Here is a 25,881-nt window from a genome sequence, read left to right as displayed (position 1 = left end):
GGCGGCGTTGCGGCCGGCCGGGCGTCGGCGCCGCCGGCCGCGCGCACCGCATCGGCGCCGGCCTGGCCCGTCACGTTGGTGACGATGGCATCGACCTCGGCCAGCCGCGACGGCGGTTCGCGCAGCGGGCCGGCGGGCAGCAGGCGGCCGTTGCCGACGCCGCGGCCGTCCTGGACCGCGATCTCGTCGTCGCGCGCCAGCGGCAGGTGCTGCAGGCCGTCGTCGGCCAGGATGACGTCGACTTCCGGGCAGGCGCCGCGCAGCGCGCGGGCCGCCAGCACGCGGCGCGGATGGACCGCCACCGGCACGCCGGCCTCGCGCGCGATCAGCGCCGGCTCGTCGCCGAACAGCGCCGGATCGAGCCGGCCGCGGCCGACCCGCGGCTGCGGCCCGACCTCGGCCCCGTAGCCGCGGCTGACGACGCCGGGCTGCCAGCCGCGGGCGCGCAGCCCGGCCGCCAGCGCCAGCAGCAGCGGCGTCTTGCCGGTGCCGCCCACGTAGATGTTGCCGATCACCACCACCGGCACGTCGAGCCGTTCGGCCCGGCGCCAGCCGTGCCGGTAGGCCGCACGCTTGAGGCGGACCGCCAGCGCGGCCAGCCACGACAACGGCGTCAGCGTGGCCGACAGCCAGCCGCCGTGCTGCCACTGGCGCTGCAGCAGCCGCTTCATGGGCGGGGCGCGGCCCGGGCCGGGGCAGCGTCCGGCGCCGATTGCACGGTGAAGCCCACGCGCGAAATGCCGGCCCGGCCCGCCGCCTCCAGCGCCAGCATGACGCTCTGGTGCGCGGCGGCGGCATCGGCGTCGATCACCAGTTCCTCGGTGCCGCCGGCCGCCTGCCGCAGCGCCTGCGCCAGCTGCGACGCATCGGCGTACGGCAGCACGCGCCCGCGCAGCGCGTAGCGGCCGTCGGCGGCAATCGTCAGCACCAGCGGCGCGCCGGCTTCTTCGGCCTGCGCCGCGCCGGCGCTCGGAAGCCTGATGGCAAGCCGGCCGAAGTGGGCGAAGGTGGTCGAGGCCGCCAGGAAGATCAGCATCACCAGCAGCACGTCGATCAGCGGGATCAGGTTGATGTCGGGCTCGTCGGCCCGCAGGCGGCGCCGGAAATTCATGCCTGCGCGGCCTCGCGCAAGGGCAGGGCGTCCAGCAGCCGGGCGGCGGCCTGCTCCAGTTCCAGCAGCAGGTCGTCGACCCGCGCCCGCAGCGCGCGGTAGAAGATCATCGCCGGGATGGCGATCAGGATGCCGAAGCCGGTGTTGTAAAGCGCCACCGAAATGCCGTGCGCCAGCCGGGCCGGGTCGTCGGCCGCGGGCGAATAGGCGCCGAAGATGTCGATCATGCCGATCACGGTGCCGAACAGCCCCATCAGCGGGGCGATGGCGGCGATGGTGCCGATCGCCCCCACGCGCCGTGACAGTTCGTGGGCGACGGCCTGGCCGGCCTGTTCCAGCGCCTCCCTGGCCAGCGCGCGCGGGCGGCCGCGCTGGCGCAGGCCGGCGGCCAGCAACCGCCCCAGCGGCGAGCTGCGCTCGAGCCGTTCCAGCGCCTCGGCGCCGGCGCGCCGCTGCTGCACCAGGGCCAGCACGTCGTCCAGCAGCCGCGGCGGCGCCACCCGGCTGCCGCGCAGCGCCAGCAGGCGTTCGACGATCAGCGCCACGGCGACGACGGAAGTGGCCAGCAGCGGCCAGATCGGCCAGCCGGCCGCGCGTACGATCTCGAACAAGGGGATTCTCCGGTGAAGGCGAGAATGTACGGGCGCGGGGCGGCGCGGGCAAGCACTCCGGGACCGTGTAAAAATTCAGCCATCGGATGTAGGAAGTATCCACAGGCCCCGGCGAAGTATCCACAGATTCTGTGGATAATTATGTGCGTAAGTCGGGCCAGCGCCAGAAAACATGCGGGTGGCGCTGGGCTGCCCGCCGGACGGTCAACCCTGGAATTCCTAAAAGGCCAATCAAATCATATGCTTATCGGAAAAAACGGGCGCCGATTACAGATGGATTACATGAAAGTGCGTGTTTGCGCGGTTGTGGACAGCTTCTTGCCCGGAAAACCTCATGAGTTCTAGGTTTACTAGTGCAGATGACGGATTGACGCGGGAAATAATGACAATCTCGCAGTTGAACCGCGCCGTGGCTGGCTTGCTGGAACGCAGCATTCCGCTGGTGTGGGTTCGCGGCGAGGTGTCCAACTTCACCGCCGCCGCCTCCGGCCACTGGTATTTCACGCTGAAGGACGGTTCCGCCGCGGCGCGCGGCGTGATGTTCCGCATGCGGGCGATGGTGGTTGGCTTCGTGCCGCGCGAGGGCGACCGGGTCGAGGTGCGCGCCCGGGTGTCGCTGTACGAGCCGCGCGGCGATTACCAGCTGCAAGTGGAAGCCATGCGGCGCGCCGGCCAGGGCGACCTGTTCGAGGCCTTCCTGCGGCTCAAGGAAAAGCTGTCGGCCGAAGGGCTGTTCGACGCCGGGCGCAAGCGCCGGCCGCTGGCGCTGCCGCGCGCGATCGGCGTGGTCACTTCGCTGCAGGCGGCAGCGCTGCGCGACGTGCTGACGGCGCTGGCGCGGCGCGCGCCGCACGTGCCGGTGGTGATCTATCCGGCGCCGGTGCAGGGCGAGGACGCCGCGCGCCGGCTGGCGCAGGCGATCGAACTGGCCAACCGCCGGGCGGAGGTCGACACCCTGCTGCTGGTGCGTGGCGGCGGCAGCATCGAAGACTTGTGGAGCTTCAACCACGAAGGGCTGGCGCGCGCCATCGCCGCCAGCGTCATCCCGGTCATCAGCGGCGTGGGCCACGAAACGGATTTCACCATCGCCGACTTCGCCGCCGACCTGCGCGCGCCCACGCCCACGGCCGCGGCCGAGCTGGCCTGCCTGCCGCTGGCCGAATGGCACGAACGGCTGGCGCGGGCGGCGCAGGGCATCCAGCGCGCGCAGCAGCGGCGCCTGGAGCGGGCCGCGCAGCGGGTGGACCGGGCCGGCGCGCTGCTGGTGTCGCCGCGCCAGCGCCTGGCGCGCCAGCGCGACCGCCTGCAAGGCCTGGCGCGCGATCTGGCCTCGGCCTGGCGGGTGGAGCTGGCGGCGCGCGCCGGCACGCTTTCGCTGGCGCGCCAGAAGCTGGCGGCGCAGGCGCCCGATCCGGCCGGCGGGCTGCAGGCCGTGGCCGGCCTGGCGCGCCGGCTGCAGCAGGCGCAGGGGTACCGGCTGGCGCGCTGCGATGCCCGGGTGGCGGCGGCCGCCGGCCGGCTGCGCGCGCTGGGCCCGCAGCAGACGCTGGCGCGCGGCTATGCCATCGCGCAGGATGAACAGGGCCGCATCGTGCGCGAGGCGGCCGCGTTGCAGCCGGGGCAGCGCCTGACGCTCACCCTGGCCGCCGGCGGCGCGCGGGTCGCGGTGGACGAAGTGACCCGGGACGAAGGCGGGCCCGCCTAGCGCCCGACCGCGCACGTATACAAACGGTCATAAGATCATATCCTTGCGAGGCATGCGGGCATCGACACGGCAATCCCCACTTGCCTATAAAATGGCTCGTTGATCCCTCGAGAACTCGAAGCAACCGAACTGGAAGCAATTCAAAGGAGCAAAGAATGGCCCATACCCTTCCGCCGTTGCCCTACCCGCAAGACGCCCTGGCGCCCAACATTTCGAAGGAAACGCTGGAGTACCACTACGGCAAGCACCACCAGACCTACGTCACCAACCTGAACAATCTCATCGCCGGCACCGAGTTCGAGAACGCCCCGCTCGAAGAGATCGTCAAGAAGTCCTCCGGCGGCATCTACAACAACGCCGCGCAGCACTGGAACCACTCCTTCTACTGGAACTGCCTGACCCCGAAGGGCGGACAGCCGGCCGGCAAGCTGGCCGACGCCATCAACGCCAAGTGGGGCAGCTTCGACGCCTTCAAGGACGCCTTCAACAAGCTGGCCGCCGCCAACTTCGGTTCGGGCTGGACCTGGCTGGTCAAGAAGGCCGACGGCTCGATCGACATCGTCAACATGGGCGCCGCCGGCAACCCCATCACCAACGGCGAAACCCCGCTGCTGACCTGTGACGTGTGGGAACACGCCTACTACATCGACTACCGCAACGCCCGTCCGAAGTACCTGGAAAACTTCTGGAACGTGGTGAACTGGGATTTCGTCGCCAAGAACCTGGGCTGACGAACCGCCGGGCCGGTCAGCCGGCCCGCAGGCGGCCGATCAGCTCGATCAACTGGTCGAACACGATCGGCTTGCCCAGGTGGGCATCGAAGCCCGCCTCGCGCGCCTTGGCGACATCGGTTTCACGGCCGTAGCCGCTCAGCGCGATGGCGATCGGCTGCCGCGCCAGCGCCATCCGCCGCACCCGGCCGATCAATTCGAAGCCGTCCATTTCCGGCATGCCGAGGTCCGACAGCAATACGTCGACCCGGCCGTCCGCCAGCGCCCGCAGCGCTTCTTCGCCACGCGTCGCGATCAACACCCGGCAGCCCTCGGCGCTGAACAATTCGCTGAAGGCTTCGCAGGTCTGGGGATCGTCATCCACCAGCAGGACCGCCAGCCCGGCCACCGTCGGCCAGGCTGCCGGCGCATGGGCGCTGATCTCGCCCACCGCCTCGCGGCGCAGCGGCAGCGAAACCTCGAAGCTCGAACCCTGGCCCAGGCCCGCCGAGTTCGCGCTCACCTGGCCGCCGTGCAGCGCGACGATCTGCCTGACCAGCGACAGGCCGATTCCCAGGCCTCCCTTGTGGGGCAGGTTGCGCGGCGCCTGGCGGAACATGTCGAACACATAGGGCAGAAAGTCGGGCGCGATGCCGGCGCCGCTGTCGGTCACGTCCAGCGTCGCCATCGGGCCGTCGACGCGCAGCGTGACGTCCACCCGGCCGCCGGCCGGCGTGAATTTCAGCGCGTTGCTGAGCAGGTTCCACACGATCTGCTCGATCCGCACCGGATCGGCGTCGATCATGACGGGCGTCTCGGGCAGGGTGACCGTCAGTTCGATGCCGTCGTTGCGGGCCTGCTCCGACAGGGCCGCGCAGATGCGGTCGACGATGACCTTCCAGTCCATCGGCGAGCGCACCACCGCCAGCTTGCCGGTGCGGATGCGCGACAGGTCGAGCAGGTCGTCGATGATCTGCGCCTGCCCGAGCACCGTCCGGCGGATGGTGTCGGCCGCGCGGGCGATGGCCGGGAAGCGGGCCGATTCGGGCGAGCGCACCAGCAGTTCGGCATTGGCGTAGATGAGATTCAGCGGATGCTTGAGCTCGTGCGAGACGACGGCCAGGAATTCTTCCTTGGCCTGCGACATGCGATGGGCCTCGTCCGTGTGGTCCGATTCCGGCAGCCCGGCCGCCCTTGCCGCATGCATGGCGCTCGAACTCAGGTCGCGAGCGATCTTCGCGTAGCCGGCCACGCCGTGCCGGTCCAGGCGGATCAGCACCCCGCTGCACTGGAATATGCCGCCGTCCTTGCGGGCCATCCAGCGTTCTTCCTCGCAGCGGCCCTCGGCGCGCGCCGTGCGCAGTTCTTCCTGGAACACGCCGTTGCGGCGGTCGCGCTCGGTGAACAGGATCTCGCCGGCCTGCCCCACCGCTTCCTGTTCGGTGAAGCCGAAGATGCGCTCGGCGCCGGTATTCCAGCTGTCGATGCGGCCCTCGTCGTCGAGCGTGATGATGGCGTAGTCGTGCGTGCTTTCGGCCACCAGCCGCAGCCGACGCTCGCCTTCGCGCAGGCGGTCCTCGGCCTCGCGCCGGGCCGTCACGTCGATGAAGGTCAGCACCGCGCCGTCGATGCGGTCTTCGGTGGTCCGGTAGGGCAGCAGGCGCGCCAGGAACCACCTGCCGTCGGTGCTGCGCACTTCGCGCTCGATCAGCCGCAGCGAATCGAAGGCCTCGGCCGCGTCCACCGCGAGGTCGTCGTACTCCAGCCGGTGGGTGATGTCCAGCAGCGAGCGGCCGACATCGCTGGCGATGATGCTGAATACCTCGGCCGCGCGCGGCGTGAAGCGCTTGATGCGCATGCTGCGGTCGACGAAGATGGTGCCGATGTCGTTGGCCGTGATGAGGTTCTGCAGGTCGTCATTGATCTTGCCGGTTTCCTCCACCTTGGCCTTGAGTTCGGCGTTGACGGTGGTCAGTTCTTCGTTGATCGACTGCAATTCTTCCTTGCTGGTCTCCAGCTCCTCGGTGGCCGACCGCAGTTCTTCGTTGATCGCCTGCAGTTCTTCGTTGGAAGCCTTCAGCTCTTCGGTGGAGGCCTCCGACTGCTCGATCGTGGCCTGCAGCTGTTCCTTGACGCGCGACAGCTCCTGCTCGAGCTGCGTCACGACCGCGTCTTTCTTGTCGCCCTCGGGCGTGGCCAGGTCCAGGCTCATGGTGTCTTCGACCTCGTCGAACAGCACCAGCAAGAAGTCTGCCCCCGATTCCGGATCGTGCACCGGGCGGGTAGTCATGTTGACGTAGAACGGACGGCCGTCGCGCATCAGGCGCACGCGCCGGGCCTCGACGCTGCGGTTGAACTGCAGCGCCTGGTAGATGGCGGTGCGCAGCTCCAGCCGCAGCTCGGGCCGGATGACCGAAATGATATTGTGCGACGGTTCGCCGCCGGCGTACTGCAGGAAGCGGCCGGCGCGGTCGGACAGGTGCACGATTTCCGACTCGCGGTTGACCAGCACGCTGGGCGGCGCATATTGCTCGAGCAGGCGCTGGTGCAGTTCGCCGAACGAGAACTTGCGCTTGCCGGGCGGCTGCACCGTCGTGACGATGGGGCGCCGGCCGTTGTAGGACAGCGGCGAGGCCGGCAGCGGCAGCTCGGTGCGGATCGCGACGTTGGCGCGGTAGATGCGGTTTTTCTTGTCCACCGCGGTGAACAGCCCGCCCACCGAATCGGCCGATTCCGAACTGCCCAGGAACAGGTAGCCGCCCGGGTGCAGCGCGAAGTGGAACATCCGCAGGATTTCGGTCTGGGCGTCGCGGTCGAGGTAGATCAGCAGGTTGCGGCAGCACACCAGGTCCAGACGCGAGAAGGGCGGATCGCTGAGCACATTGTGCAAGGCGAACAGCACTTTTTCGCGCAGCTCCTTCTTTACCCGGAACTGGCTCTGTTCCTTCTGGAAGAATTGCCGCAGGCGGATGGGCGAAACGTCGGCGGCGATGGAATCGGGAAACAGCGCGGTGCGGGCCGCGCCGATCGCGTATTCGTCGATATCGGTGGCGAATACCTGGAACGACGCGTGGTCGGCCGATTGCGAGGCTGCCTCTTCCAGCATCATGGCCACCGAATACGCCTCTTCGCCGGTGGCGCAGCCGGCCACCCAGGCCCTGACCACCGACGTTTCTTCGCGCGAGCGGAACAACGAGGGCAGGACATCCTTCTCGAGCGCGTCGAACGCTTCCTTGTCGCGAAAGAAATTGGTCACGCTGATCAGCATATCCTGCAGCAGCGCCGGCGTTTCGTCCGGGTGCACCTGCAGGAAGTCGCGATAGGCCTGCAGCGTCTGCAGTCCGTTGACCTGCAGGCGCCGCTCGATCCGGCGCAGCACGGTGGCGCGCTTGTAGTGCCGGAAATCGTGGCCGGTGCGGGTGCGCAGCATGATCATGATTTCGCGCAGCGTCTTTTCCGCGTTGCGCGCCTCGTCGTCGGCCGGGTCCGGCAGCTCGGCGGTGTCCGGCAGGGGCAGCCGGATGCCGCGCGCGTTCTCGCGCAGTTCCACCAGTTTCTGCGCCAGTTCCGCGGCCGGCAATACGATGTCGACCTTGCCGGTGGCGATGGCGCTGCGCGGCATGCTGTCCTGGATGGCGTCGGCCGGCGCCTGGGCCAGCGTGATGCCGCCCAGTTCCTTCACCCGGGTCAGCCCCACCGATCCGTCGGAGCCGGCGCCGGACAGGATGATGCTGATGGCGCGTTCGCGATGGGCTTCTTCCAGGGTGCGGAAGAACAGGTCGATGGCCGTGTGGCGGCCGGGGGGCCGGTTGCCCGGCGTGACGCGCAGCATGCCGTCGGACATGGTCAGCTCGAACGACGGCGCGATCACGTAGACGCGGTTTTTCTCGATCGGGATCGGATGCGTTACCTGGATCACCGGCATCGCGGTCGCGGCTTGCAGGATCTGGTCCAGCGAACTGGGATGATCCGGGGCAAGATGCAGCACGATGACGAAGGCGATGCCGTTGTCGGCCGGGAGGTTCTCGAAAAAGTGCAGCAAGGCTTCGATGCCGCCCGCCGAGGCGCCGATTCCGACCACCGGGAAGTGAAGCTGGCTCGGAAGTACGGAAGGAGACGCCTCCCGGCGCGCGCTATCGGATTCGTTCACTGTCGTTTCGCCCCCCCGGGGCGTGAATATGCAGTCATTCGGAGGCGGCCTCGTGGTCTCGTCCGCGAAGGATGCCCTGTATCTGCGCCGCCGCGTCGCCCGCTTCGCGGGCGGCGCGTTCATAGCTGGCGGCTGCCGCCGCGTCGCCGCCGCCACCATAGTGCAATGCCAGCTTCCTGAACAATGCCTGCTTTTCATGCAGGGCGCGTATGGCAGACCACATCGTGTCTTCCACGTGCCGCGACAGCCCCTGGGCCAGGCTGGCTGCCGAGAAGGCATGGCCGGTATGGCAGCGGTAGCGCAGCGGCTGGCGGTCCGAGAGCTGCCACAATGTGCCATGGCATTCGGGACAGGTGAATGCCGAGATCCGGCCGATGCGGTCCATGTCTTCGAGCGGCCTGTCGCCGGATGCGGTCATCGTGTTCTCGAGCATTATATGGTCCGGTATCCGGATGGGGGCCGTTCCGGCAGGGGTTCCGGCCAGTCGTCCCAGCATGGCGCCGAGCTCGCCCAGCGGCAGCACGAAATCGACGTCGACGCTGCGCAGCGCGTTTTCCGGCATGCTGGGCGCCATTGCCTCCCGCGGATCCTGCACCAGCGCGAGTCCGCCGCACACCTTGACGGCGGCCAGCCCGACCACGCCATCCTCCAGGCGCCCGGTCAGGATGGCGCCGATCACCCGCGGCCCGGCGGCCACCGCGGCCGACCGGAACAGGGCGTCGATCGATGGCCGGGCAAAGTTTTCCTTGGGGCCGTCCGATAGCGTCAGCCTGTCGTCGTCCACCATCAGGTGGCGGTCCGGCGGCGCCACGTAGATATGGCCCGTCCGGTACCGTTCACCGTGGCTGGCATGGGTGGCCGGCAGCGGTCCGGCCTGGTTCAGCAGCGCCGGCAGCATGCTCGGATGGGCGCCGATGTGCTGGACGGCGAGCACGGCGGCCGGCAAGCCGGCCGGCAAGGCGGACACGACGGTCTGCAGCGCGTGCACGCCGCCAGCCGAGGCACCGAGGACGATCAGGTCGCGGGAAGACATGGGGCCACCTGGGACAAGGGCGCATGAACGGTCGCCGGATTTCGCAAAAAGGGTGCCTGCCTCGTGTAATGAAATGTAATTTACCGATGGGACGCTTCACGCCGGCGCGCCGGGTGCGCCTTAATACGCCTGGATCGGATAATGCGCAGGGCACAGGGGGATGGGCATGGCCAATGCGGGAAGGGCGGCGCGCTGGGTCGCCGCGGGTATCGTCGCGCTGGCGGCGGCGGGCGGATGGTGGTGGCAGCAGCGCGATGCCGGGCCGGCGACGACGCCGGTGGCGCAGGTGGCCGCCAGCGACGAACCGTTCGCGGTGCTCGATTGCAAGAATCGCCTGTTCGAAGAGTCGTCCGCGCTGGCCCTGACCTTCTCGCAGCCGATCCGGCGCGGCCAGTCGCTGGACCGCCTGGTGCGCGTGATCGACCTCGGTCCGGCGGCAGCGGCCGAAGGCGACCGCGGCAATGAGCCTGCGCCCGCCGCCGGCTTGCAGCCGTCGGCCGAAACGCCCGCCGGACAGCCCCTGAAAGGCAACTGGGTAGTGGGCGACAACCCGCGGGTCATCGATTTCCCGTTCGTGCAGCCGCAGCGCCGGTATGCCGTCATCGTCGATCCCGGCCTGCAGGCAGCGGGCGCCGCCACCCTGGGCGCCGCCGTGCGCTGCGACGTCGCCACCGAGGCCATGCCGCCGTCGTTCTATTTCGCCAGCCGCGGCGTGGTGCTGCCGGCCGGCCAGAACGGCGGCCTGCCGGTGGTCACCGTCAACGCGCCCGAAGTCGACGTGCAATTCCTGCGTATCGACGCCGCCCACATGCCGGATTTCTTCGGCAAGGTGCTGGGCGTGCGGCGGCCGGCGGAGAAGGCCGACACCGACGAAGGCGAAGACAGCGGCGACGAGTGGCGCTACGCCGGCAACCGCAGCCTGAAAGGCAGCGTCGACGCCTGGGACCTGGACCGGCTCAAGGACGTGGCGCGCAGCGTCTACCAGGGCCGTTTCCTGACCGACGACCGGCGCGACCGGCGCCACGTGACCTTCCTGCCGGTCGAGAACATCGACGAACTGAAAGCGCCCGGCATCTATATCGCCGTGATGAGCCAGCCGGGCCGCTTCCGCAGCGATTACCAGGTCACCTATTTCTACGTAAGCGAGATCGGCCTGCACATGCACCGCTATGCCGGCCGCATCGACGCGTTCGCCACCTCGCTCAAGAGCGGCCGCGCGCTGGACGACGTGCAGTTCGAACTGCTGGACGATCGCGCGCGTTCGATGGCCAAGGCCGATGCCGACGCCCAGGGCCACGGCACCTTCGCCGGCGATTTCGCCGCCGCCCGCCTGCTGCTGGCGCGCCGCGCCGGCGAGCTCTCGGTGGTCGCGCTGCAGGAGCCCGCGCTGGACCTGTCGGAGTTCGACGTGGGCGGCTATCCGTCGCGCAACGTCGCGCTGTTCCCGTACGCCGGCCGCGATCTCTACCGGCCGGGCGAGCGGTTCGAACTGTCGGTGCTGGCGCGCGATGCCGACGGGCGGCCGATGCCCGCCGCGCCGCTGACCGCCACGCTCAAGCGCCCCGACGGGCGGACGGTGCGCACCGAGTCCTGGCAGCCCGAGGCCGGCCTGCCAGGCTATTTCCGCCGGCCGGTGGCCTTGCCGGCCGACGCGCAGACGGGCAGCTGGCTGCTCGAACTGCGCGTGGACCCGGCGGCGCGGCGGGCCGACGCCGCGTGGAAATTCCAGGTGGAGGAATTCCTGCCCGAGCGGATGAAGCTCGACCTGCAATCGGGCCAGGCCACGCTCGAGCCCGGCCAGCCGCTGCGCGTCGACGTCCAGGGCGGCTACCTGTTCGGCGCGCCGGCCGCCGGCAACCGCCTGCTGGCCACGGTGGACGTGTCGCGCGATGCCCAGGCGCTGCCCACGCAGTGGCCGGGCTTCCTGTTCGGCGATTTCGCCGACGACGATCGCCGCCATCGCGCCGACCTGGACGAAACCACGCTCGACGAGCACGGCGCCGCCACGGTGTCGGTACCGGTCGAGGCCGACGGCGCGGCATCGCCGATGAAGGTGCGCGCCGCGTTCAGCCTGCTCGAAACGGGCGGCCGCCCGGTGGTGCGCTCGATCGAACGCATCTTGTGGCCGGCGCCCGCCATGATCGGCGTGCGGCCGCTGTTCGATCGCGGCGTCGCGGCCGAAGGCCAGCTGGCCGGCTTCGAGGCGGTGCGGGTCGACGCCGAAGGCAGGCCGGTGCCGCTGGCCGCCGCCACGGTGCGGCTGTACCGCGAAGAGCGCCAGTACTACTGGCGTTTCGACGACCAGCGCGGCTGGAACAGCGGCTTTACCGAAACCGAGGAGCTGGTCGACGCCCGCACGCTGGCCATCGATGGCCGCACGCGCTTCGAGCTGCCCGTCAAATGGGGCCGCTATCGCCTGGAGATCGGCGATCCCGGACACGGGCCGACGGCGCGCTACCGTTTCTACGCCGGCTGGGGCGCGCAGGATGCCGAGGACATGGGCAACCGGCCCGACCGCGTGCAGCTCAAGCTCGGCCATGCGCCGGTGCGCGAGGGCGAGACGGTGCGCGTCGACATCGCGCCGCCGCACGACGGCGAGGCGCTGGTCGCGGTCGAAGGCGGCGAGCTGCTGTGGAGCAAGCGCGTGGCCGTCAAGGCGTCCGGCACCCGCGTGGAGATCCCGATCGGCAAGGACTGGCATCGCCACGACCTGTACGTGTCGGTGGCGGTGTTCCGGCCGGGCAGCGCCGGCGATCACGTGACGCCCTCGCGCGCGCTCGGCCTGGCGCACCTGCCGCTGGCGCGCGACGACCGCAAGCTGATGGTGGCGATCGAGGCGCCGCCCAGAGTGCTGCCGGAGCGGCGCACCGAAGTGAAGCTGCGCGTGAGCGGCGCCCAGGCGGCCGGCCAGGCCTATGTGACGCTGTCGGCGGTGGACGCGGGCATCCTGAACATCACCGGCTATCCCGCGCCCGACCCTTTCGATTTCTTCTTCGGCAAGCATCGCTACGCGCCCGAACTGCTCGACATGTACGGCAAGCTGATCGAAAAGATGGACGGCACCCCCGGCCGGCTCAAATGGGGCGGCGACGCCGCCCCGCGCGAAACCCGCAGCCTGCCCACCAAGGTGCGCCTGGTCGACCTGTTCAGCGGGCCGGTGCGGCTCGATGCGCAAGGCCAGGCCGTCGTCCCGCTCGACCTGCCCGATTTCAACGGTTCGCTGCGGCTGATGGCCGTGGCCGCCGACGCCGACCGCTTCGGCAGCGCCCAGGCCGACATGGTGGTGGCCGCGCCGGTGGTGGCCGAGCTGGCCACGCCGCGCTTCATCAGCCCGGGCGACCGCGCGGCGCTGGCGCTGGACCTGACCAACCTCTCGGGCGCGCCGCAGACGCTGTCGGTGCGGCTGGACGGCGACGATCCGCTGCGCGTGGCCGACGGCGCGCGCAGCGTCCGGCTGCAGGACAGGCAGCGTACGACGCTGCGCTTCTTCGCCGAGGCCACCGGCGCCTACGGGCTGGGGCGCCTGCGGCTGAAGGTCGATGGCGACGGCGCGCAGGCGCCGCACATCGCGCGCGAATCGTGGCTGCAGGTGGAGCCCGCCGTGCCCGCCGCGCGCGAGATCCGCCGCCTGCGGCTGGCGCCCGGCGAATCCACGCGCATCGGCGCGGACTGGGCCGCGGGCTTGCATCCCGGTTCGGCCACCGTCGGCATCACGCTGTCGAACCGGCCGCCCTTCAACGCCGCGCGGCTGGTGCAGGGGCTGCTCGACTATCCCTACGGCTGCACCGAGCAGACCGCCAGCGCCGCCTATCCCGACGTGCTGATCGACGAGGCCCAGGCGCGCGCCTTGGACCTGACCCCGCGTCCGCTCGACCAGCGCCGGCAGCGGGTCGATGCCGCGATCGCGCGCCTGGCCGGCATGCAGAAGGCGGCCGGCGGCTTTTCGCTGTGGGGCGAAGGCGCGCAGGAAATCTGGCTTACCGCCTACGTGGCCGGTTTCCTGCAGGACGCGCGGACGGCCGGCTTTGCCGTGCCGGACATCATGGCGCGCCGCGCGCAGGACTGGCTGCTGGCGCAGCTGCAGCAGGGCGTGGGCCGCTTGCCTGCCTTGCCGCCGGCCTTGCGCGATGCGCCTGCCGCGGCGCCGCAGACGCCGCTGCGCGATGCCGACCGGGAATTGCTGCGCAACGGCCACCGCCGTTTTGCCGAGCTGGCGCACGCCGCCTACGTGCTGGCGCGCGAGCAGAAGGCGCCGTTGTCGACGCTGCGCGTGCTCTACGACAACTTCCGGGACCGTGCGCGCTCGCCGCTGCCGCTGGTGCACCTGTCGCTGGCGCTGCGCATGATGGGCGACCAGGCGCGCGCGCAGGGCGCGCTGGACGATGCGATGCGGCGCGGCTACGGCATCGGCGACGGCGCCGGCGGATGGCCGGGGGAATGGCTGGGCGACTACGGTTCGGCGCTGCGCGACCTGGCTTTGAGCTATGCGCTGCTGGCCGCCAACGGCGTCGATCATCCGCAGCGCGAAGCCTTGCTCAACGACGTGGCCGGCCGCCTGGGCGGCCGCCGCTACCTGTCGACCCAGGAGCAGATGGCGCTGCTGCTGGCGGCGCGCGCCGCCGGCGGCGGAACCGGGGCGGACTGGTCGGCCGCCGTGCGCACCGGCGGCGGCGAACGGGCCATGCAAGGGCGCGACAGCGAATCGTTCGCGCTGGCCGGCAGCGATGCGGCGCAGGGCGCCGAAGTGCTCAACCGCGGCAGCGAGCCCTTGTTCGTGGAGCTGGACCTGCAGGGCTATCCGCTGCGGCCGCCGGCGCCCTCGGCCAACGGCATCGCCGTGCGCCGCGACTGGTACGAGGCCGACGGCCGGCCGTGGAACGGGCGTCCGCTGGCCACCGGCGACACGATGGTGGTCAGGCTGCAGGCCAGCGCCGACCATCGCATCGAAGACGCCTTGGTCGTCGATCGCGTGCCGGCCGGTTTCGAGGTCGAGAACATGAATCTCAGCCAGGGCCTGTCGATGGAGGACTGGAAGGTCGGCAACGTGAGCGTAGCCGACGCGCTGAGCGATCCGCGCATCAAGCACCACGAATTCCGCGACGACCGTTACGCCGCCGCCGTGCGCATCGACGGCACGGTAACGGTGTTCTACCGCGTGCGGGTGGTGACGCCGGGGCGCTTCGTGGTGCCCGCGCCGGAAGTCGAAGACATGTACCGGCCGGAGATCCGCGCGGTGGGCGAGGCCGGGGCCGGCCTGACCATAGAATGAGCCCCACCCCTACGCGCTTCGCGCGCCCGAGGGAAAGGCCCACCCCTACGCGCTTCGCGCGCCCCTCAAGGGGCGATGCGGGCGGACCGGCGGAGCCGGATCCGCCGCATCCCTGGAGGGGCTGGGGCGCGGGCATGGGTGTCGGAGGCGCGTGGCGTCATGAGGGGTGACATGGGTGTCGGCGGGGTTCTGCGGTGGACGGTGGCGGTGGCGGCGGTGGCGGCGGGCGCGCTCGTGGCGGTGGCGCTCGACCGTTGCTTTCCGCTTCCGGCCGCGGCGCGGGCGCCCGCCGACGGCGGCGTGCTGGTGACCGCGGCCGACGGCTCGCCGCTGCGCGCCTATCCCGGCGCCGACGGCGTCTGGCGCTATCCGGTCTCGCCCGAGGAGGTGTCGCCGCTGTATTTGCAGGCCTTGCTCACCTTCGAAGACCGCTGGTTCGCCTGGCATCCGGGCGTCAACCCGGCGGCGCTGGCGCGCGCCGCATGGCAATGGCTGACCGCCGGCCGCATCGTGTCCGGCGGCTCCACGCTGACGATGCAGGTCGCCCGCATGGTGGACCCCGCGCTGCGCGCCGAGCCGCGCTCGGTGCCCGCCAAGCTGCGCCAGATCCTGCGCGCGCTGCAACTGGAATGGCATCTTTCCAAGCGCCAGATCCTGACGCTGTACCTGAACCACGCGCCGATGGGCGGCATCGTGGAGGGCGTCGAAATGGCCAGCCGCAGCTACCTGGGCAAGCCCGCCTCGCAACTGAGCCACGCCGAGGCGGCGCTGCTGACCGCGCTGCCGCAGGCACCGTCGCGGCTGCGGCCCGACCGCCAACCGGCGGCCGCGGCGCGGGCGCGCGACAAGGTCTTGCAGCGCATGGCCGAACGCGGCGTATGGCCGGCCGCCGCGGTGCAGGACGCCCGCACCGAAAGCATCGTGGTGCAGGTGCTCAAGCCGCACTGGCTCGCGCCGCTGGCCGCCGAGCGGCTGCGGCAGCGGGCGGCTGCGCGGGATGGGGCGAGACACGATGAAGCTGCGCAGGGCGGGGCGGTGCAGGGTGGGGTGGCGCAGGCGGGCGCTGCGCAGGCCGGCCCGGCAGAGGCGACGGCCGGAACGGCTGCCGCCGCGGCGCATGCGAACGCCGCAGGCGGGCCGTCCGCCTTGCCGGTCGTACGCTCCACGATCGACCCCGAATTGCAGAGCGTGGTCGAGAACATGCTGATGGACCGCATCGGCACGCTGCCGCCGCACGTATCGATGGCGGTGCTGGTGATGGACAACGACAGCCTCGAAGCCCGTGCCTATGCAGGCTCGGCCGATTTCTTCGACGCCCGCCGCGCCTCGCAGGTCGACATGATCCAGGCCGTGCGCTCACCCGGCTCCACCCTCAAGCCTTTCCTGTACGCGATGGCCCTCGACGCCGGCCTGGTCCATTCCGAAAGCCTGCTGGCGGACGCGCCGCAATCGTTCGGCGGCTACCGGCCCGGCAACTTCCAGGCCGCCTTTTCCGGCCCGGTCAGCGTGGCCGAGGCCTTGCGGCGTTCGCTCAACGTGCCGGCGGTCGACCTGCTGGACCGCATCGGCCCGGTCGCGTTCGCCGCGCAATTGCGGGCCGGCGGGGTCCGCCTGCGCACCGGCGGCGCCCCGCCCAACCTCAGCCTGATCCTGGGCGGCGCCGGCACCACGCTGGAAGAGCTGGTCGGCGCCTACCGCGCCCTGGCGCGCGGCGGCATGGCCGGCCGGCTGCGGCTCACGCCGTCCGACCCGCGCATCGAATCGCGCCTGATGAGCCCCGGCGCCGCCTTCATCATCCGCGACATCCTGGAAACCGGCGGCGACCCCGGCCGGTCCTTCGATGCCAGCCGCCGCGGCCTGGCCTGGAAGACCGGCACCAGCTTCGGCTTCCGCGACGCCTGGGCGATCGGCGTGACCGGCACCTGGACCCTCGGCGTCTGGGTCGGCCGGCCCGACGGCACGCCCAACCCCGGCTTCTTCGGCGCCAATGTCGCCGCGCCCTTGCTGCAAGACCTGGCCGCGGCCCTGCCCGCGCCGGCGCCCGCGCCCCGCGTGCCGCCGCCGTCGGTGCGCCCGCTGGCGATCTGCTGGCCGCTGGGACTGCGCGCCGCCGTCACACCGTCCGGCCTGTGCCTGCAACAGCGCCTGGCCTGGGTGCTGGACGACGCGGCGCCCCCCACCTTGCCCGACCGCGACGTGCCCGGCGGACAGACCGAAACCGTATGGATCGATCCGGCGTCGGGCCGGCGCACGGCGCCCGGCTGTCCCGTGCCCGGCCGGGCCACGCAAACGGCGCGCTGGCCCCTCGTCCTGCAGCCCTGGGTGGAAGCCGGACTGCTGCGCGGCGCGCAGTTGCCGCCCTGGCATCCCGCATGCGCGCCGGCCCTGCGCAACGGCCCCGCGGCGGTGCGGCTCGAAGGCCTGGAAACCGGCGCCGTCCTGCGTCCCGTCCCGGGCCGCGCCCGGATCGACGTCCAGCTGAGAGCCCTCGGCGCGGAAGGCGCGCTCTGGTGGATGCTGGACGGCCGCCCCGTGCGCAGGGCGCAGGCCGGCCGCGCCATCGACGTGTCGTTCACCGAAAACGGCCTGCACACCGTGACCGCGATGGACGAGGCGGGCCGCTACGACAGCGTGCGCGTCACCGTGCGCGGCTTGCGGTAGCGAGTCCGCTCCTACGCGCTTCGCGCGCCCTCGAGGGGCGACGCTGGCGGACCGGCGGAGCTGGATCCGCTGCGTCCTGGAGGCGGACACTTTCTTCTGCTTGCTGCGGGGCGGGAATCGATGTCTAATGTTTAATATTCGAACAATAGTTCGCCTATAGAACTTTTCTCAACCCAGCACGCCGCGCCGCCCGGCCGGTTCCGTGCGGAGACATCCATGATCGACAAAATCGTCGCTTCGGTGGCCGAGGCGCTGGCCGGCATCAAGGACGGCTCGACCGTCCTGATCGGCGGCTTCGGCACCGCCGGCCTGCCCAATGCGTTGATCGACGGCCTGATCGAGCAGGGCGCGCGCGACCTGACGGTGGTCAACAACAATGCCGGCAACGGCTACACCGGCCTGGCCGCGCTGCTGCAGGCGGGGCGCGTGCGCAAGGTGATCTGCTCGTTCCCGCGCCAGACCGACTCCTATGTGTTCGACGGCCTGTTCCGCGCCGGCAAGATCGAACTGGAACTGGTGCCCCAGGGCAACCTGGCCGAGCGCATCCGCGCCGCCGGCGCCGGCATCGGCGCCTTCTACACGCCCACCGGGTACGGCACGCAGCTGGCCGAAGGCAAGGAAACGCGCCATATCGACGGCCGCGACTACGTGCTGGAGTACCCCATCCGCGGCGACGTCGCGCTGATCAGCGCCTACCGCGGCGACCGCTGGGGCAACCTCACCTACCGCAAGACGGCGCGCAATTTCGGCCCGGTCATGGCCACCGCGGCCAAGCTGACCGTGGCCCAGGTGCACGAGACGGTCGAACTCGGCGCCCTGGACCCCGAGCATGTCGTCACGCCCGGCATCTTCGTGCATCGGGTGGTACAAGTACCCGCCCAGTCCTCCACCGCCCGTGCCGCCTGAGGTATACGACGCCATGAACAAACTGAACCGCGACCAGATGGCCGCCCGCGTGGCCCGCGACATTCCCGAGGGCGCCTACGTGAACCTGGGCATCGGCCTGCCCACGCTGGTGGCCAACCACCTGCCGGCCGGCCGCGAGGTGCTGCTGCACACCGAGAACGGCCTGCTCGGCATGGGCCCGGCCCCGGCCAAGGGCCAGGAAGACTGGGACCTGATCAACGCCGGCAAGCAGCCCGTGACCGCGCTGCCCGGCGCCGCGTATTTCCATCATGCCGACTCGTTCGCGATGATGCGCGGCGGCCACCTGGACATCTGCGTGCTGGGCGCCTTCCAGGTGTCGGTGCAGGGCGACCTGGCCAACTGGCACACCGGCGCGCCCGACGCCATCCCGGCCGTGGGCGGCGCGATGGATCTGGCCATCGGCGCCAAGCAGGTGTTCGTGATGATGGAATTGCTGGCCAAGGACGGCAGCAGCAAGCTGGTGCGGCGCTGCAGCTACCCGCTGACCGGCGTCGGCTGCGTCAGCCGCGTCTACACCGACCTGGCCGTGTTCGACATCGGACCCGACGGCGTGACCGCGACCGATATCGTCGACGGCCTGCCGTTCGACGAATTGCAACGCCTCGCCGGCGTCCCGCTGATGCGCGGCTGAACCAGTACCTTTCAACGGAAACCGGACCATGAGCACCCAGGCTTTCATCTGCGACGCCCTGCGCACGCCCTTCGGCCGCTACGGCGGCGCGCTATCGCCGGTACGCACCGACGATCTCGCCGCCATCCCGATCAAGGCGCTGATCGCGCGCCATCCCCAGCTGGACTGGGCCGCCGTGCAGGACGTGATCCTGGGCTGCGCCAACCAGGCCGGCGAAGACAACCGCAACGTGGCCCGCATGGCCTCTCTGCTGGCCGGCCTGCCGGTCGAGGTGCCGGGCGCCACGCTCAACCGCCTGTGCGGCTCCGGGCTCGACGCGGTGGGCAGCGCAGCCCGCGCGATCCGGGCGGGCGAGGCCGGGCTGATGATCGCCGGCGGCGTCGAAAGCATGAGCCGCGCGCCGTTCGTGATGGGCAAGGCCGAATCGGCGTTTTCGCGCGCGGCCGAGATCCACGACACCACCATCGGCTGGCGCTTCGTCAACAAGCTGATGAAGCAGGCCTACGGGGTCGATTCCATGCCCGAGACGGCCGAGAACGTGGCCGTCGACTTCGGCATCGAGCGCGAGGCGCAGGACCGCATGGCGCTGGCCAGCCAGCAGAAGACCGCGGCGGCGCAGAAGGCCGGCTTCTTCGATGCCGAGATCACGCCGGTGACGATTCCGCAGCGCAAGGGCGACCCCCTGGTCGTGACGCGCGACGAGCACCCGCGCGAAACCAGCCTGGAGGCGCTGGCCCGCCTGAAAGGCGTGGTGCGCCCCGACGGCACGGTTACGGCCGGCAACGCTTCCGGCGTCAACGACGGCGCCGCCGCGCTGCTGCTGGCCAGCGAAGAGGCCGCCGCGCGCCATGGCCTGACCCCCCGCGCGCGCGTGGTGGGCATGGCCACCGCCGGCGTGCCGCCGCGCATCATGGGCATCGGCCCGGCCCCGGCCACCCGCCGCGTGCTCGAGCTGACCGGCCTCACGCTCGACCAGATCGACGTGATCGAATTGAACGAGGCCTTTGCCGCTCAGGGGCTGGCGGTGCTGCGCCAGCTGGGCCTGGCCGACGACGACGCGCGGGTCAATCCGAACGGCGGCGCCATCGCGCTGGGCCACCCGCTGGGCGCCAGCGGCGCGCGGCTGGCGACCACCGCGGTCAACCAGCTGCACCGGACGGGCGGCCGCTACGCGTTGTGCACGATGTGCATTGGCGTGGGGCAGGGGATCGCCGTCGTCCTGGAACGGGTATAGAAGTATTTACTTTCAGCGCACGCCTGGAATGCCTTCAAGCTTGCTGCCGGCCTTGAAGCCCCGCTTGGCGAACCAGCCGGCGTCCATTTCCAGCGCGTAGCGCACCGGCCTGGCCGCGCAATGGCTGTTTTCCGTCTGCGGCGCCATGTCTTCGATGTTGACGATGGCGCCGTCGTCGCCGATGAAGGCCACCGACAGCGGGATCAGCGTATTGCGCATCCACATGCATTGCGTGCCGGGCTGGTCGAAAATGAACAGCATGCCGTGATTGGGCGCGAGCCGTTCGCGGAACATCAGGCCCAGTTCGCGGGTCTGTTCCGTACTGGCCACTTCGGCCTGGATGAGGTACATGCCGGCCCGCAGCTGGCGCACGGGCAGCGATTGCGGCTGCTGGGCCGCCGCGGCGGCCGACGCGCAGGCGAGCGCCGCGGCAGCGGCAAGACGGAGAACGCGGCGCACCGGGCGCGCCGGAAAGGACAGGGCGAACGGAATCAGGGCGGACATCACGATGGCTCGACGACAATCCCGCCGCGCGACATGCGCGGCGGCGACGCGGAGTCGAGCGTAGCATGGACCGCCGCGGCCAGCGTACGAATGTGATGTGGAAACATCTTTCAGGGCTGGCCACGAACCTGCCCTGCTGGCAGGCAATGCCGAGGCGCCCCGCGAGGCGCGTTGCGGGCCGCCCCCCGGCGGCCCGGGCTCAGCGGGCTTCGCTGATGTTCAGCGCCTGCTTGCCCTTGGGCCCCTGGGCAGCCTCGAAGACGACCTTCTGCCCTTCTTTCAGGGTCTTGAAGCCGTTCATCTGGATCGCCGAGAAATGGGCGAACAGGTCATCGCCGCCGTCGTCCGGCGTGATGAAGCCGAAGCCCTTGGCGTCGTTGAACCATTTGACGGTGCCGGTGCCCCTGGGCGCGCCGCTGCCCGCGCCGGGACGGCTGGAGGAATCGTTGGTGGACATGGTCTGATGCCTTCTTGTAGTCGGTTTCAAAAGTCTCTTCGTTACCGGCCCTGGCAGAGTAATAATAGTGACAAGGGGTTGATAGCGAAGCCCTCAGCTCCAAATAATGGGAAAGTTGCCCCGGCGCGTCAAGCTCGGGTTGCCCCGGGCGGAAGAGGTATGCTGACGTCTTGCGGGGTACTTTCAAGTGGATAGAATAGGCGCATGAGCACCGGGTTCGATTCTCAGCCGAATCAGACGACGCTGCTTGAGCGGGAACCGTCGAAGACCAAGCCACCTCCAATGTTCAAGGTGCTGCTGTTGAACGACGATTACACGCCGATGGAGTTCGTTGTGCTGGTACTGGAGAAGTTTTTTAGCAAGGGGCGAGAGCAGGCCACTCAGATCATGCTCAAGGTGCATCACGAGGGCAGTGGCGTCTGCGGAGTCTATCCGCGCGACATCGCCCAGACGAAAATCGAACAGGTGAGCCGTTTCGCACGGCAGAACCAGCATCCGCTTCAGTGCATCATGGAGGAAGCGTGATTTCTCAAGAATTGGAAGTTAGTCTCCACATGGCATTCGTCGAGGCCCGCCAGGCCCGGCACGAGTTCATCACCGTGGAGCATCTGTTGCTGTCGCTGCTCGACAATCCGTCGGCCGCGGAGGTCCTGCGCGCTTGCGCCGCCAACGTCGAAGACCTTCGCCGCAACCTGCGCAATTTCGTCAACGACAACACTCCCGTCATTCCCGGCACCGAAGAAGCCGATACGCAGCCCACGCTGGGCTTCCAGCGCGTGATCCAGCGTGCCATCATGCACGTGCAGTCCACCGGCAACGGCAAGAAGGAAGTGGCCGGCTCGAACGTGCTGGTCGCGATCTTCGGCGAGAAAGACTCCCACGCGGTCTACTACCTGCACCAGCAGGGCATCACCCGGCTCGACGTGGTCAATTTCATGTCGCACGGCATCACCAAGCAGCCACAGCTAGAGGCGTCCAGCACGCCCAAGGAACCCGAAGCGGAGGCCGAATCGGAAGCCAAGCAATCGCCGCTCGATCTGTACACCCAGAATCTCAATACCGCCGCCAAGGCCGGCAAGATCGATCCGCTGATCGGTCGCGAGAACGAGGTGGAGCGGGTCATCCAGGTGCTGTGCCGCCGGCGCAAGAACAATCCGCTGCTGGTCGGCGAGGCCGGCGTCGGCAAGACCGCCATCGCCGAGGGCCTGGCCTGGCGCATCACCGAAGGCGCGGTGCCCGAGGTGCTGTCCGACGCCACCGTCTACTCGCTCGACATGGGCGCGCTGCTGGCCGGCACCAAATACCGCGGCGATTTCGAACAGCGCCTGAAGGCGGTGCTCAAGCAATTGAAGGACAGCCCGCGCTCGATCCTGTTCATCGACGAGATCCACACGCTGATCGGCGCCGGGGCGGCCTCGGGCGGCACGCTGGATGCCTCCAACCTGCTCAAGCCGGCGCTGTCGTCGGGCCAGTTGAAGTGCATCGGCGCCACGACCTATACGGAATACCGCGGGATCTTCGAAAAAGACCACGCCTTGTCGCGCCGTTTCCAGAAGATCGACGTCAACGAGCCCAGCGTGGAGCAGACCGTGCAGATCCTGCGCGGCCTGAAGCAGCGCTTCGAAGACCACCACAGCGTCAAGTATTCGGCGGCCGCGCTGTCGGCGGCGGCCGAGCTGTCGGCCAAATTCATCAACGACCGCCACCTGCCCGACAAGGCGATCGACGTGATCGACGAAGCCGGCGCGGCGCAGCGGATCCTGCCCAAGTCGCGGCAGAAAAAGGTGATCGGCAAGGCCGAGATCGAAGACATCGTCTCCAAGATCGCGCGCATCCCGCCGCAGTCGGTTTCCAGCGACGACCGCAGCAAGCTGGCCACGCTCGAGCGCGACCTGAAGGCCGTGGTGTTCGGCCAGGACGCCGCGATCGACGCGCTGTCGGCCTCGATCAAGATGGCCCGCTCCGGCCTGGGCAAGCCCGACAAGCCAATCGGCGCCTTCCTGTTCTCCGGCCCCACCGGCGTCGGCAAGACGGAAGTGGCCCGCCAGCTCGCCTTCATCCTGGGCATCGAGCTGCTGCGCTTCGACATGTCGGAATACATGGAACGCCACGCGGTGTCGCGCCTGATCGGCGCGCCGCCGGGCTACGTCGGTTTCGACCAGGGCGGCCTGCTCACCGAGGCCGTCACCAAGAAGCCGCACTGCGTGCTGCTGCTCGACGAAATCGAGAAGGCGCACCCCGAGGTCTTCAACATCCTGCTGCAGGTGATGGACCACGGCACGCTGACCGACAACAACGGGCGCAAGGCCGACTTCCGCAACGTCATCATCATCATGACGACCAACGCGGGCGCCGAAACCCTGCAGAAGAACGTGATCGGCTTCGCCGGCGCGCGCGAGCAGGGCGACGAGATGGCCGAGATCAAGCGGATGTTCACGCCCGAGTTCCGCAACCGGCTCGACGCGATCATCTCGTTCCAGGCGCTGAACGAAGAGATCATCCTGCGGGTGGTCGACAAGTTCCTGATGCAGCTGGAAGAGCAACTGCATGAGAAGCGGGTGGAAGTGATCTTCACCGATGCGCTGCGCGCGCACCTGGGCAAGAAGGGCTTCGATCCGCTGATGGGCGCCCGCCCGATGCAGCGGCTGATCCAAGACACCATCCGGCGCGCGCTGGCCGACGAACTGCTGTTCGGCAAACTGGTCAACGGCGGCAAGGTCACGGTCGACATCGACGCCAACGAGGAAGTCGTGCTGACTTTCAAGGAAGGCGACGAGCCGAAGGCCAAGCCCGAGCCGGCGGAAGTCCTGACGGACTGAGCCCGGCCCCGTGTGGTTTTTGCGCCGCGGCTGTTGTGGCTGCGGCGATTCTTCCGTAAAAACAGTGACATAGCGCGCAGTGTGCGCTATGATCACTGCGCTGCACAAATCGCGTCGCACGCATCGGTCGTAAGCACGACACGGCGACGCGGCCTCCATGCAGTCGATCGGGAAAGTGTTCCCGCAACTGCATCGTCTCTGACCTCGTCTTTCCCTTCGCCTCTGCGCGCACGGTGATTATCGGTCGGCGCCGATGACCCGTCCCGGAACGGCCAAGTCCGCTCCGGCGCCTGGTGCGCGTCTCCAGGTTCGTCCATGTCCGGTCCCAGGAAGGGGCCGTTCGCCGTTCGCGTCTTCTGCGTTCCGGCGGGGCGTTCCTTTGGCCTGCGCCGGGCATTACGCAAGGAAAGGAAAAAACATGTCTTTCGAATCCCTGGGCCTGGCCCCGGCGCTGCTCGCGGCCGTCGCCGAAGCCGGCTTCACCGAACCCACCCCCGTCCAGCAGCGCGCCATTCCGCAAGCGCTGGCCGGCCACGACCTGATGGTGTCGTCGCAGACCGGCAGCGGCAAGACGGCGGCCTTCATGCTGCCGGCGCTGAACCGCCAGCTGGGCGCCTCGCCGCTGCGCACGCCCGGCGTGCGGGTACTGGTGCTGACGCCCACCCGCGAACTGGCGCAACAGGTGACCGACGCCACCCGCGTGTTCGGCAAGGCGCTGAACTGGCTGCGTACCGCCACCGTGGTGGGCGGCATGCCTTACGGCGCGCAGCTGAAGGCGCTGTCGCGCCGGGTGGACGTGCTGGTGGCCACGCCGGGCCGGCTGCTGGATCACGTGCAGTCGGGCAAGGTCAACCTGTCGGAAGTGGAAGTGCTGGTGCTGGACGAGGCCGACCGCATGCTCGACATGGGCTTCATCGAGGATATCGAAGCCATCGTCGCGCGCACGCCGGCCTCGCGCCAGACGCTGCTGTTCTCGGCCACGCTGGACGGCAGCGTGGCGCGGCTGGCGGCCGGGATGATGCGCGATCCGCAGCGGATCGAGATCGCCGGCCAGAAGGACAAGCACGCCAACATCACCCAGGCGCTGCTGTATGCCGACGATTTCTCGCACAAGATGCGCCTGCTCGACCATCTGCTGCGCGACGTGTCCGTGCAGCAGGCCATCATCTTCACTTCGACCAAGCGCGCGGCCGACGAACTGGCCGACACGCTGGCCGAACAGGGCTTCGAGGCCGAGGCGCTGCATGGCGACATGAACCAGCGCCAGCGTACCCGCACGCTGGCCAAGGTGCAGCGCGGCCAGGTCCGCATGCTGGTGGCCACCGACGTGGCGGCCCGCGGCATCGACGTGCAGGGCATCAGCCACGTGGTGAATTTCGACCTGCCGATGCAGGCCGAAGACTACGTCCACCGGATCGGCCGCACCGGCCGCGCCGGCCGCGACGGGCTGGCGTTCACGCTGGCCACCCATGCCGAGCGCTACAAGATCCGCAACATCGAGCGCTACATCGCGCAGAGCGTGCCGGTCCAGGTCATCGCCGGGCTTGAGCCCCAGCGCGCGCCGCGTCCCGGCGCCGACCGGCCCGCGCCGCGGCGCGGCAACGGGCGGCCCGGCTGGAAGCCGGGCGCGCGCGACGGCCAGCGCGGCGGCCGCGATGGCTACCAGCCGCGCCCCGAAGGGCGCAGCTACGGCGACCGCGAGAGTGCCCAGCGGGCCGAAGGCCGCGGCTATGGCAACCGCGAGGGTTTCCAGCGGCCGGAAGGCCGGAGCTACGGCGATCGCGAGAGCGCCCCGCGCTCCGACAACCGCGGCTATGGCCAGCGTGACGGCTTTCGCCGGCCCGAAGGGCGCGAAGGGTTCCAGCGCCCCGAGGGCGGCCAGGGCGACCGGCCCCAGCGCAGCTGGGGCGACCGGCCCGAAGCGCGCCCGCAGCAGCGCGCCTGGAGCGAGCGCCCGGCCGCCGAGCGCAGCCAGCGTCCCGACGGCGAGCGTGGCGAGTTCCGCGACGCCCAGCCGCGCCGCTTCGACTCGCGCCGCCGGGCAGCCTGAGGCCGTCCC

At 69.9% G+C, this 25,881-nt stretch carries 17 protein-coding genes; 10 read left to right on the top strand and 7 right to left on the bottom strand.

The window, feature by feature from the left end:
* From lpxK to ABD927_RS19330, 3 genes are all read right to left on the bottom strand, one after another.
* Window positions 1–671 (bottom strand): tetraacyldisaccharide 4'-kinase (lpxK, locus tag ABD927_RS19340; protein ID WP_345251485.1); only part of this gene is annotated, 671 nt, incomplete at its 3' end.
* Window positions 668–1,111 (bottom strand): ExbD/TolR family protein, encoded by a 444-nt coding sequence (locus ABD927_RS19335; RefSeq protein WP_345251484.1) that lies wholly within the window; start codon window positions 1,109–1,111, stop codon window positions 668–670. The genes lpxK and ABD927_RS19335, both read right to left, overlap by 4 nt.
* Complete coding sequence (locus tag ABD927_RS19330) at window positions 1,108–1,722, bottom strand: MotA/TolQ/ExbB proton channel family protein (protein WP_345251483.1); 615 nt, start codon at window positions 1,720–1,722, stop codon at window positions 1,108–1,110. Before ABD927_RS19330 ends, ABD927_RS19335 begins: the two co-directional genes overlap by 4 nt.
* Before the next feature lie 334 nt (window positions 1,723–2,056).
* On the opposite strand from ABD927_RS19330, the gene xseA reads away from it, so the two are divergent.
* Window positions 2,057–3,427 (top strand): exodeoxyribonuclease VII large subunit, encoded by a 1,371-nt coding sequence (gene xseA / locus ABD927_RS19325; protein ID WP_345251482.1) that lies wholly within the window; start codon window positions 2,057–2,059, stop codon window positions 3,425–3,427.
* A 155-nt stretch (window positions 3,428–3,582) separates the two neighbouring features.
* Window positions 3,583–4,158 (top strand): superoxide dismutase, encoded by a 576-nt coding sequence (locus ABD927_RS19320; RefSeq protein WP_345251481.1) that lies wholly within the window; start codon window positions 3,583–3,585, stop codon window positions 4,156–4,158.
* 16 nt (window positions 4,159–4,174) lie between these two features.
* Here ABD927_RS19320 and ABD927_RS19315 read toward each other — a convergent pair whose 3' ends face one another.
* Together ABD927_RS19315 and ABD927_RS19310 are read right to left on the bottom strand one after the other, a co-directional pair.
* On the bottom strand, window positions 4,175–8,287 hold the full coding sequence (locus ABD927_RS19315) for a CheR family methyltransferase (RefSeq protein WP_345251480.1): 4,113 nt from the start codon (window positions 8,285–8,287) through the stop codon (window positions 4,175–4,177).
* Between the two features lie 34 nt (window positions 8,288–8,321).
* Window positions 8,322–9,320, bottom strand: coding sequence for a chemotaxis protein CheB (locus ABD927_RS19310; RefSeq protein ID WP_345251479.1), 999 nt, complete (start codon window positions 9,318–9,320; stop codon window positions 8,322–8,324).
* A gap of 166 nt (window positions 9,321–9,486) precedes the next feature.
* On the opposite strand from ABD927_RS19310, the gene ABD927_RS19305 reads away from it, so the two are divergent.
* From ABD927_RS19305 to pcaF, 5 genes are all read left to right on the top strand, one after another.
* The gene (locus ABD927_RS19305) at window positions 9,487–14,589 is read left to right on the top strand and encodes an alpha-2-macroglobulin family protein (protein WP_345251478.1); all 5,103 of its coding nucleotides are present in this window, start codon (window positions 9,487–9,489) and stop codon (window positions 14,587–14,589) included.
* A 159-nt stretch (window positions 14,590–14,748) separates the two neighbouring features.
* Window positions 14,749–17,250 carry a penicillin-binding protein 1C gene (locus tag ABD927_RS19300; RefSeq protein ID WP_345251477.1) on the top strand — a complete coding sequence of 834 codons (2,502 nt, stop codon included), beginning with the start codon at window positions 14,749–14,751 and terminating at the stop codon, window positions 17,248–17,250.
* A 216-nt stretch (window positions 17,251–17,466) separates the two neighbouring features.
* Window positions 17,467–18,156 carry a 3-oxoacid CoA-transferase subunit A gene (locus tag ABD927_RS19295; RefSeq protein ID WP_345251476.1) on the top strand — a complete coding sequence of 230 codons (690 nt, stop codon included), beginning with the start codon at window positions 17,467–17,469 and terminating at the stop codon, window positions 18,154–18,156.
* A gap of 13 nt (window positions 18,157–18,169) precedes the next feature.
* Window positions 18,170–18,808 carry a 3-oxoacid CoA-transferase subunit B gene (locus tag ABD927_RS19290; protein WP_345251475.1) on the top strand — a complete coding sequence of 213 codons (639 nt, stop codon included), beginning with the start codon at window positions 18,170–18,172 and terminating at the stop codon, window positions 18,806–18,808.
* A gap of 28 nt (window positions 18,809–18,836) precedes the next feature.
* Complete coding sequence (gene pcaF, locus ABD927_RS19285) at window positions 18,837–20,042, top strand: 3-oxoadipyl-CoA thiolase (RefSeq protein WP_345251474.1); 1,206 nt, start codon at window positions 18,837–18,839, stop codon at window positions 20,040–20,042.
* Window positions 20,043–20,054: 12 nt separating this feature from the next.
* Here pcaF and ABD927_RS19280 read toward each other — a convergent pair whose 3' ends face one another.
* A complete protein-coding gene (locus ABD927_RS19280) occupies window positions 20,055–20,546 on the bottom strand; it encodes a DUF192 domain-containing protein (RefSeq protein WP_345251473.1) in 492 nt (163 codons plus the stop codon).
* A 199-nt stretch (window positions 20,547–20,745) separates the two neighbouring features.
* Window positions 20,746–21,003 carry a cold-shock protein gene (locus ABD927_RS19275; RefSeq protein WP_345251472.1) on the bottom strand — a complete coding sequence of 86 codons (258 nt, stop codon included), beginning with the start codon at window positions 21,001–21,003 and terminating at the stop codon, window positions 20,746–20,748.
* 204 nt (window positions 21,004–21,207) lie between these two features.
* On the opposite strand from ABD927_RS19275, the gene clpS reads away from it, so the two are divergent.
* The 3 genes from clpS to ABD927_RS19260 all read left to right on the top strand — a co-directional run bounded on the left by clpS (window position 21,208) and on the right by ABD927_RS19260 (window position 25,872).
* Window positions 21,208–21,528 carry an ATP-dependent Clp protease adapter ClpS gene (gene clpS, locus ABD927_RS19270; protein ID WP_345251471.1) on the top strand — a complete coding sequence of 107 codons (321 nt, stop codon included), beginning with the start codon at window positions 21,208–21,210 and terminating at the stop codon, window positions 21,526–21,528.
* On the top strand, window positions 21,525–23,822 hold the full coding sequence (gene clpA, locus ABD927_RS19265; RefSeq protein ID WP_345251470.1) for an ATP-dependent Clp protease ATP-binding subunit ClpA: 2,298 nt from the start codon (window positions 21,525–21,527) through the stop codon (window positions 23,820–23,822). Before clpS ends, clpA begins: the two co-directional genes overlap by 4 nt.
* Before the next feature lie 418 nt (window positions 23,823–24,240).
* The gene (locus tag ABD927_RS19260) at window positions 24,241–25,872 is read left to right on the top strand and encodes a DEAD/DEAH box helicase (RefSeq protein WP_345251469.1); all 1,632 of its coding nucleotides are present in this window, start codon (window positions 24,241–24,243) and stop codon (window positions 25,870–25,872) included.
* Window positions 25,873–25,881 lie beyond the last annotated feature (9 nt).

It is taken from the genome of Pigmentiphaga soli (genome assembly GCF_039541095.1).
Taxonomy (GTDB): Bacteria; Pseudomonadota; Gammaproteobacteria; order Burkholderiales; family Burkholderiaceae_B; genus Pigmentiphaga; species Pigmentiphaga soli.
The sequence above is the reverse complement of the archived record's forward strand: the minus strand, read 5'-3'. Positions and strand labels throughout refer to the sequence as shown.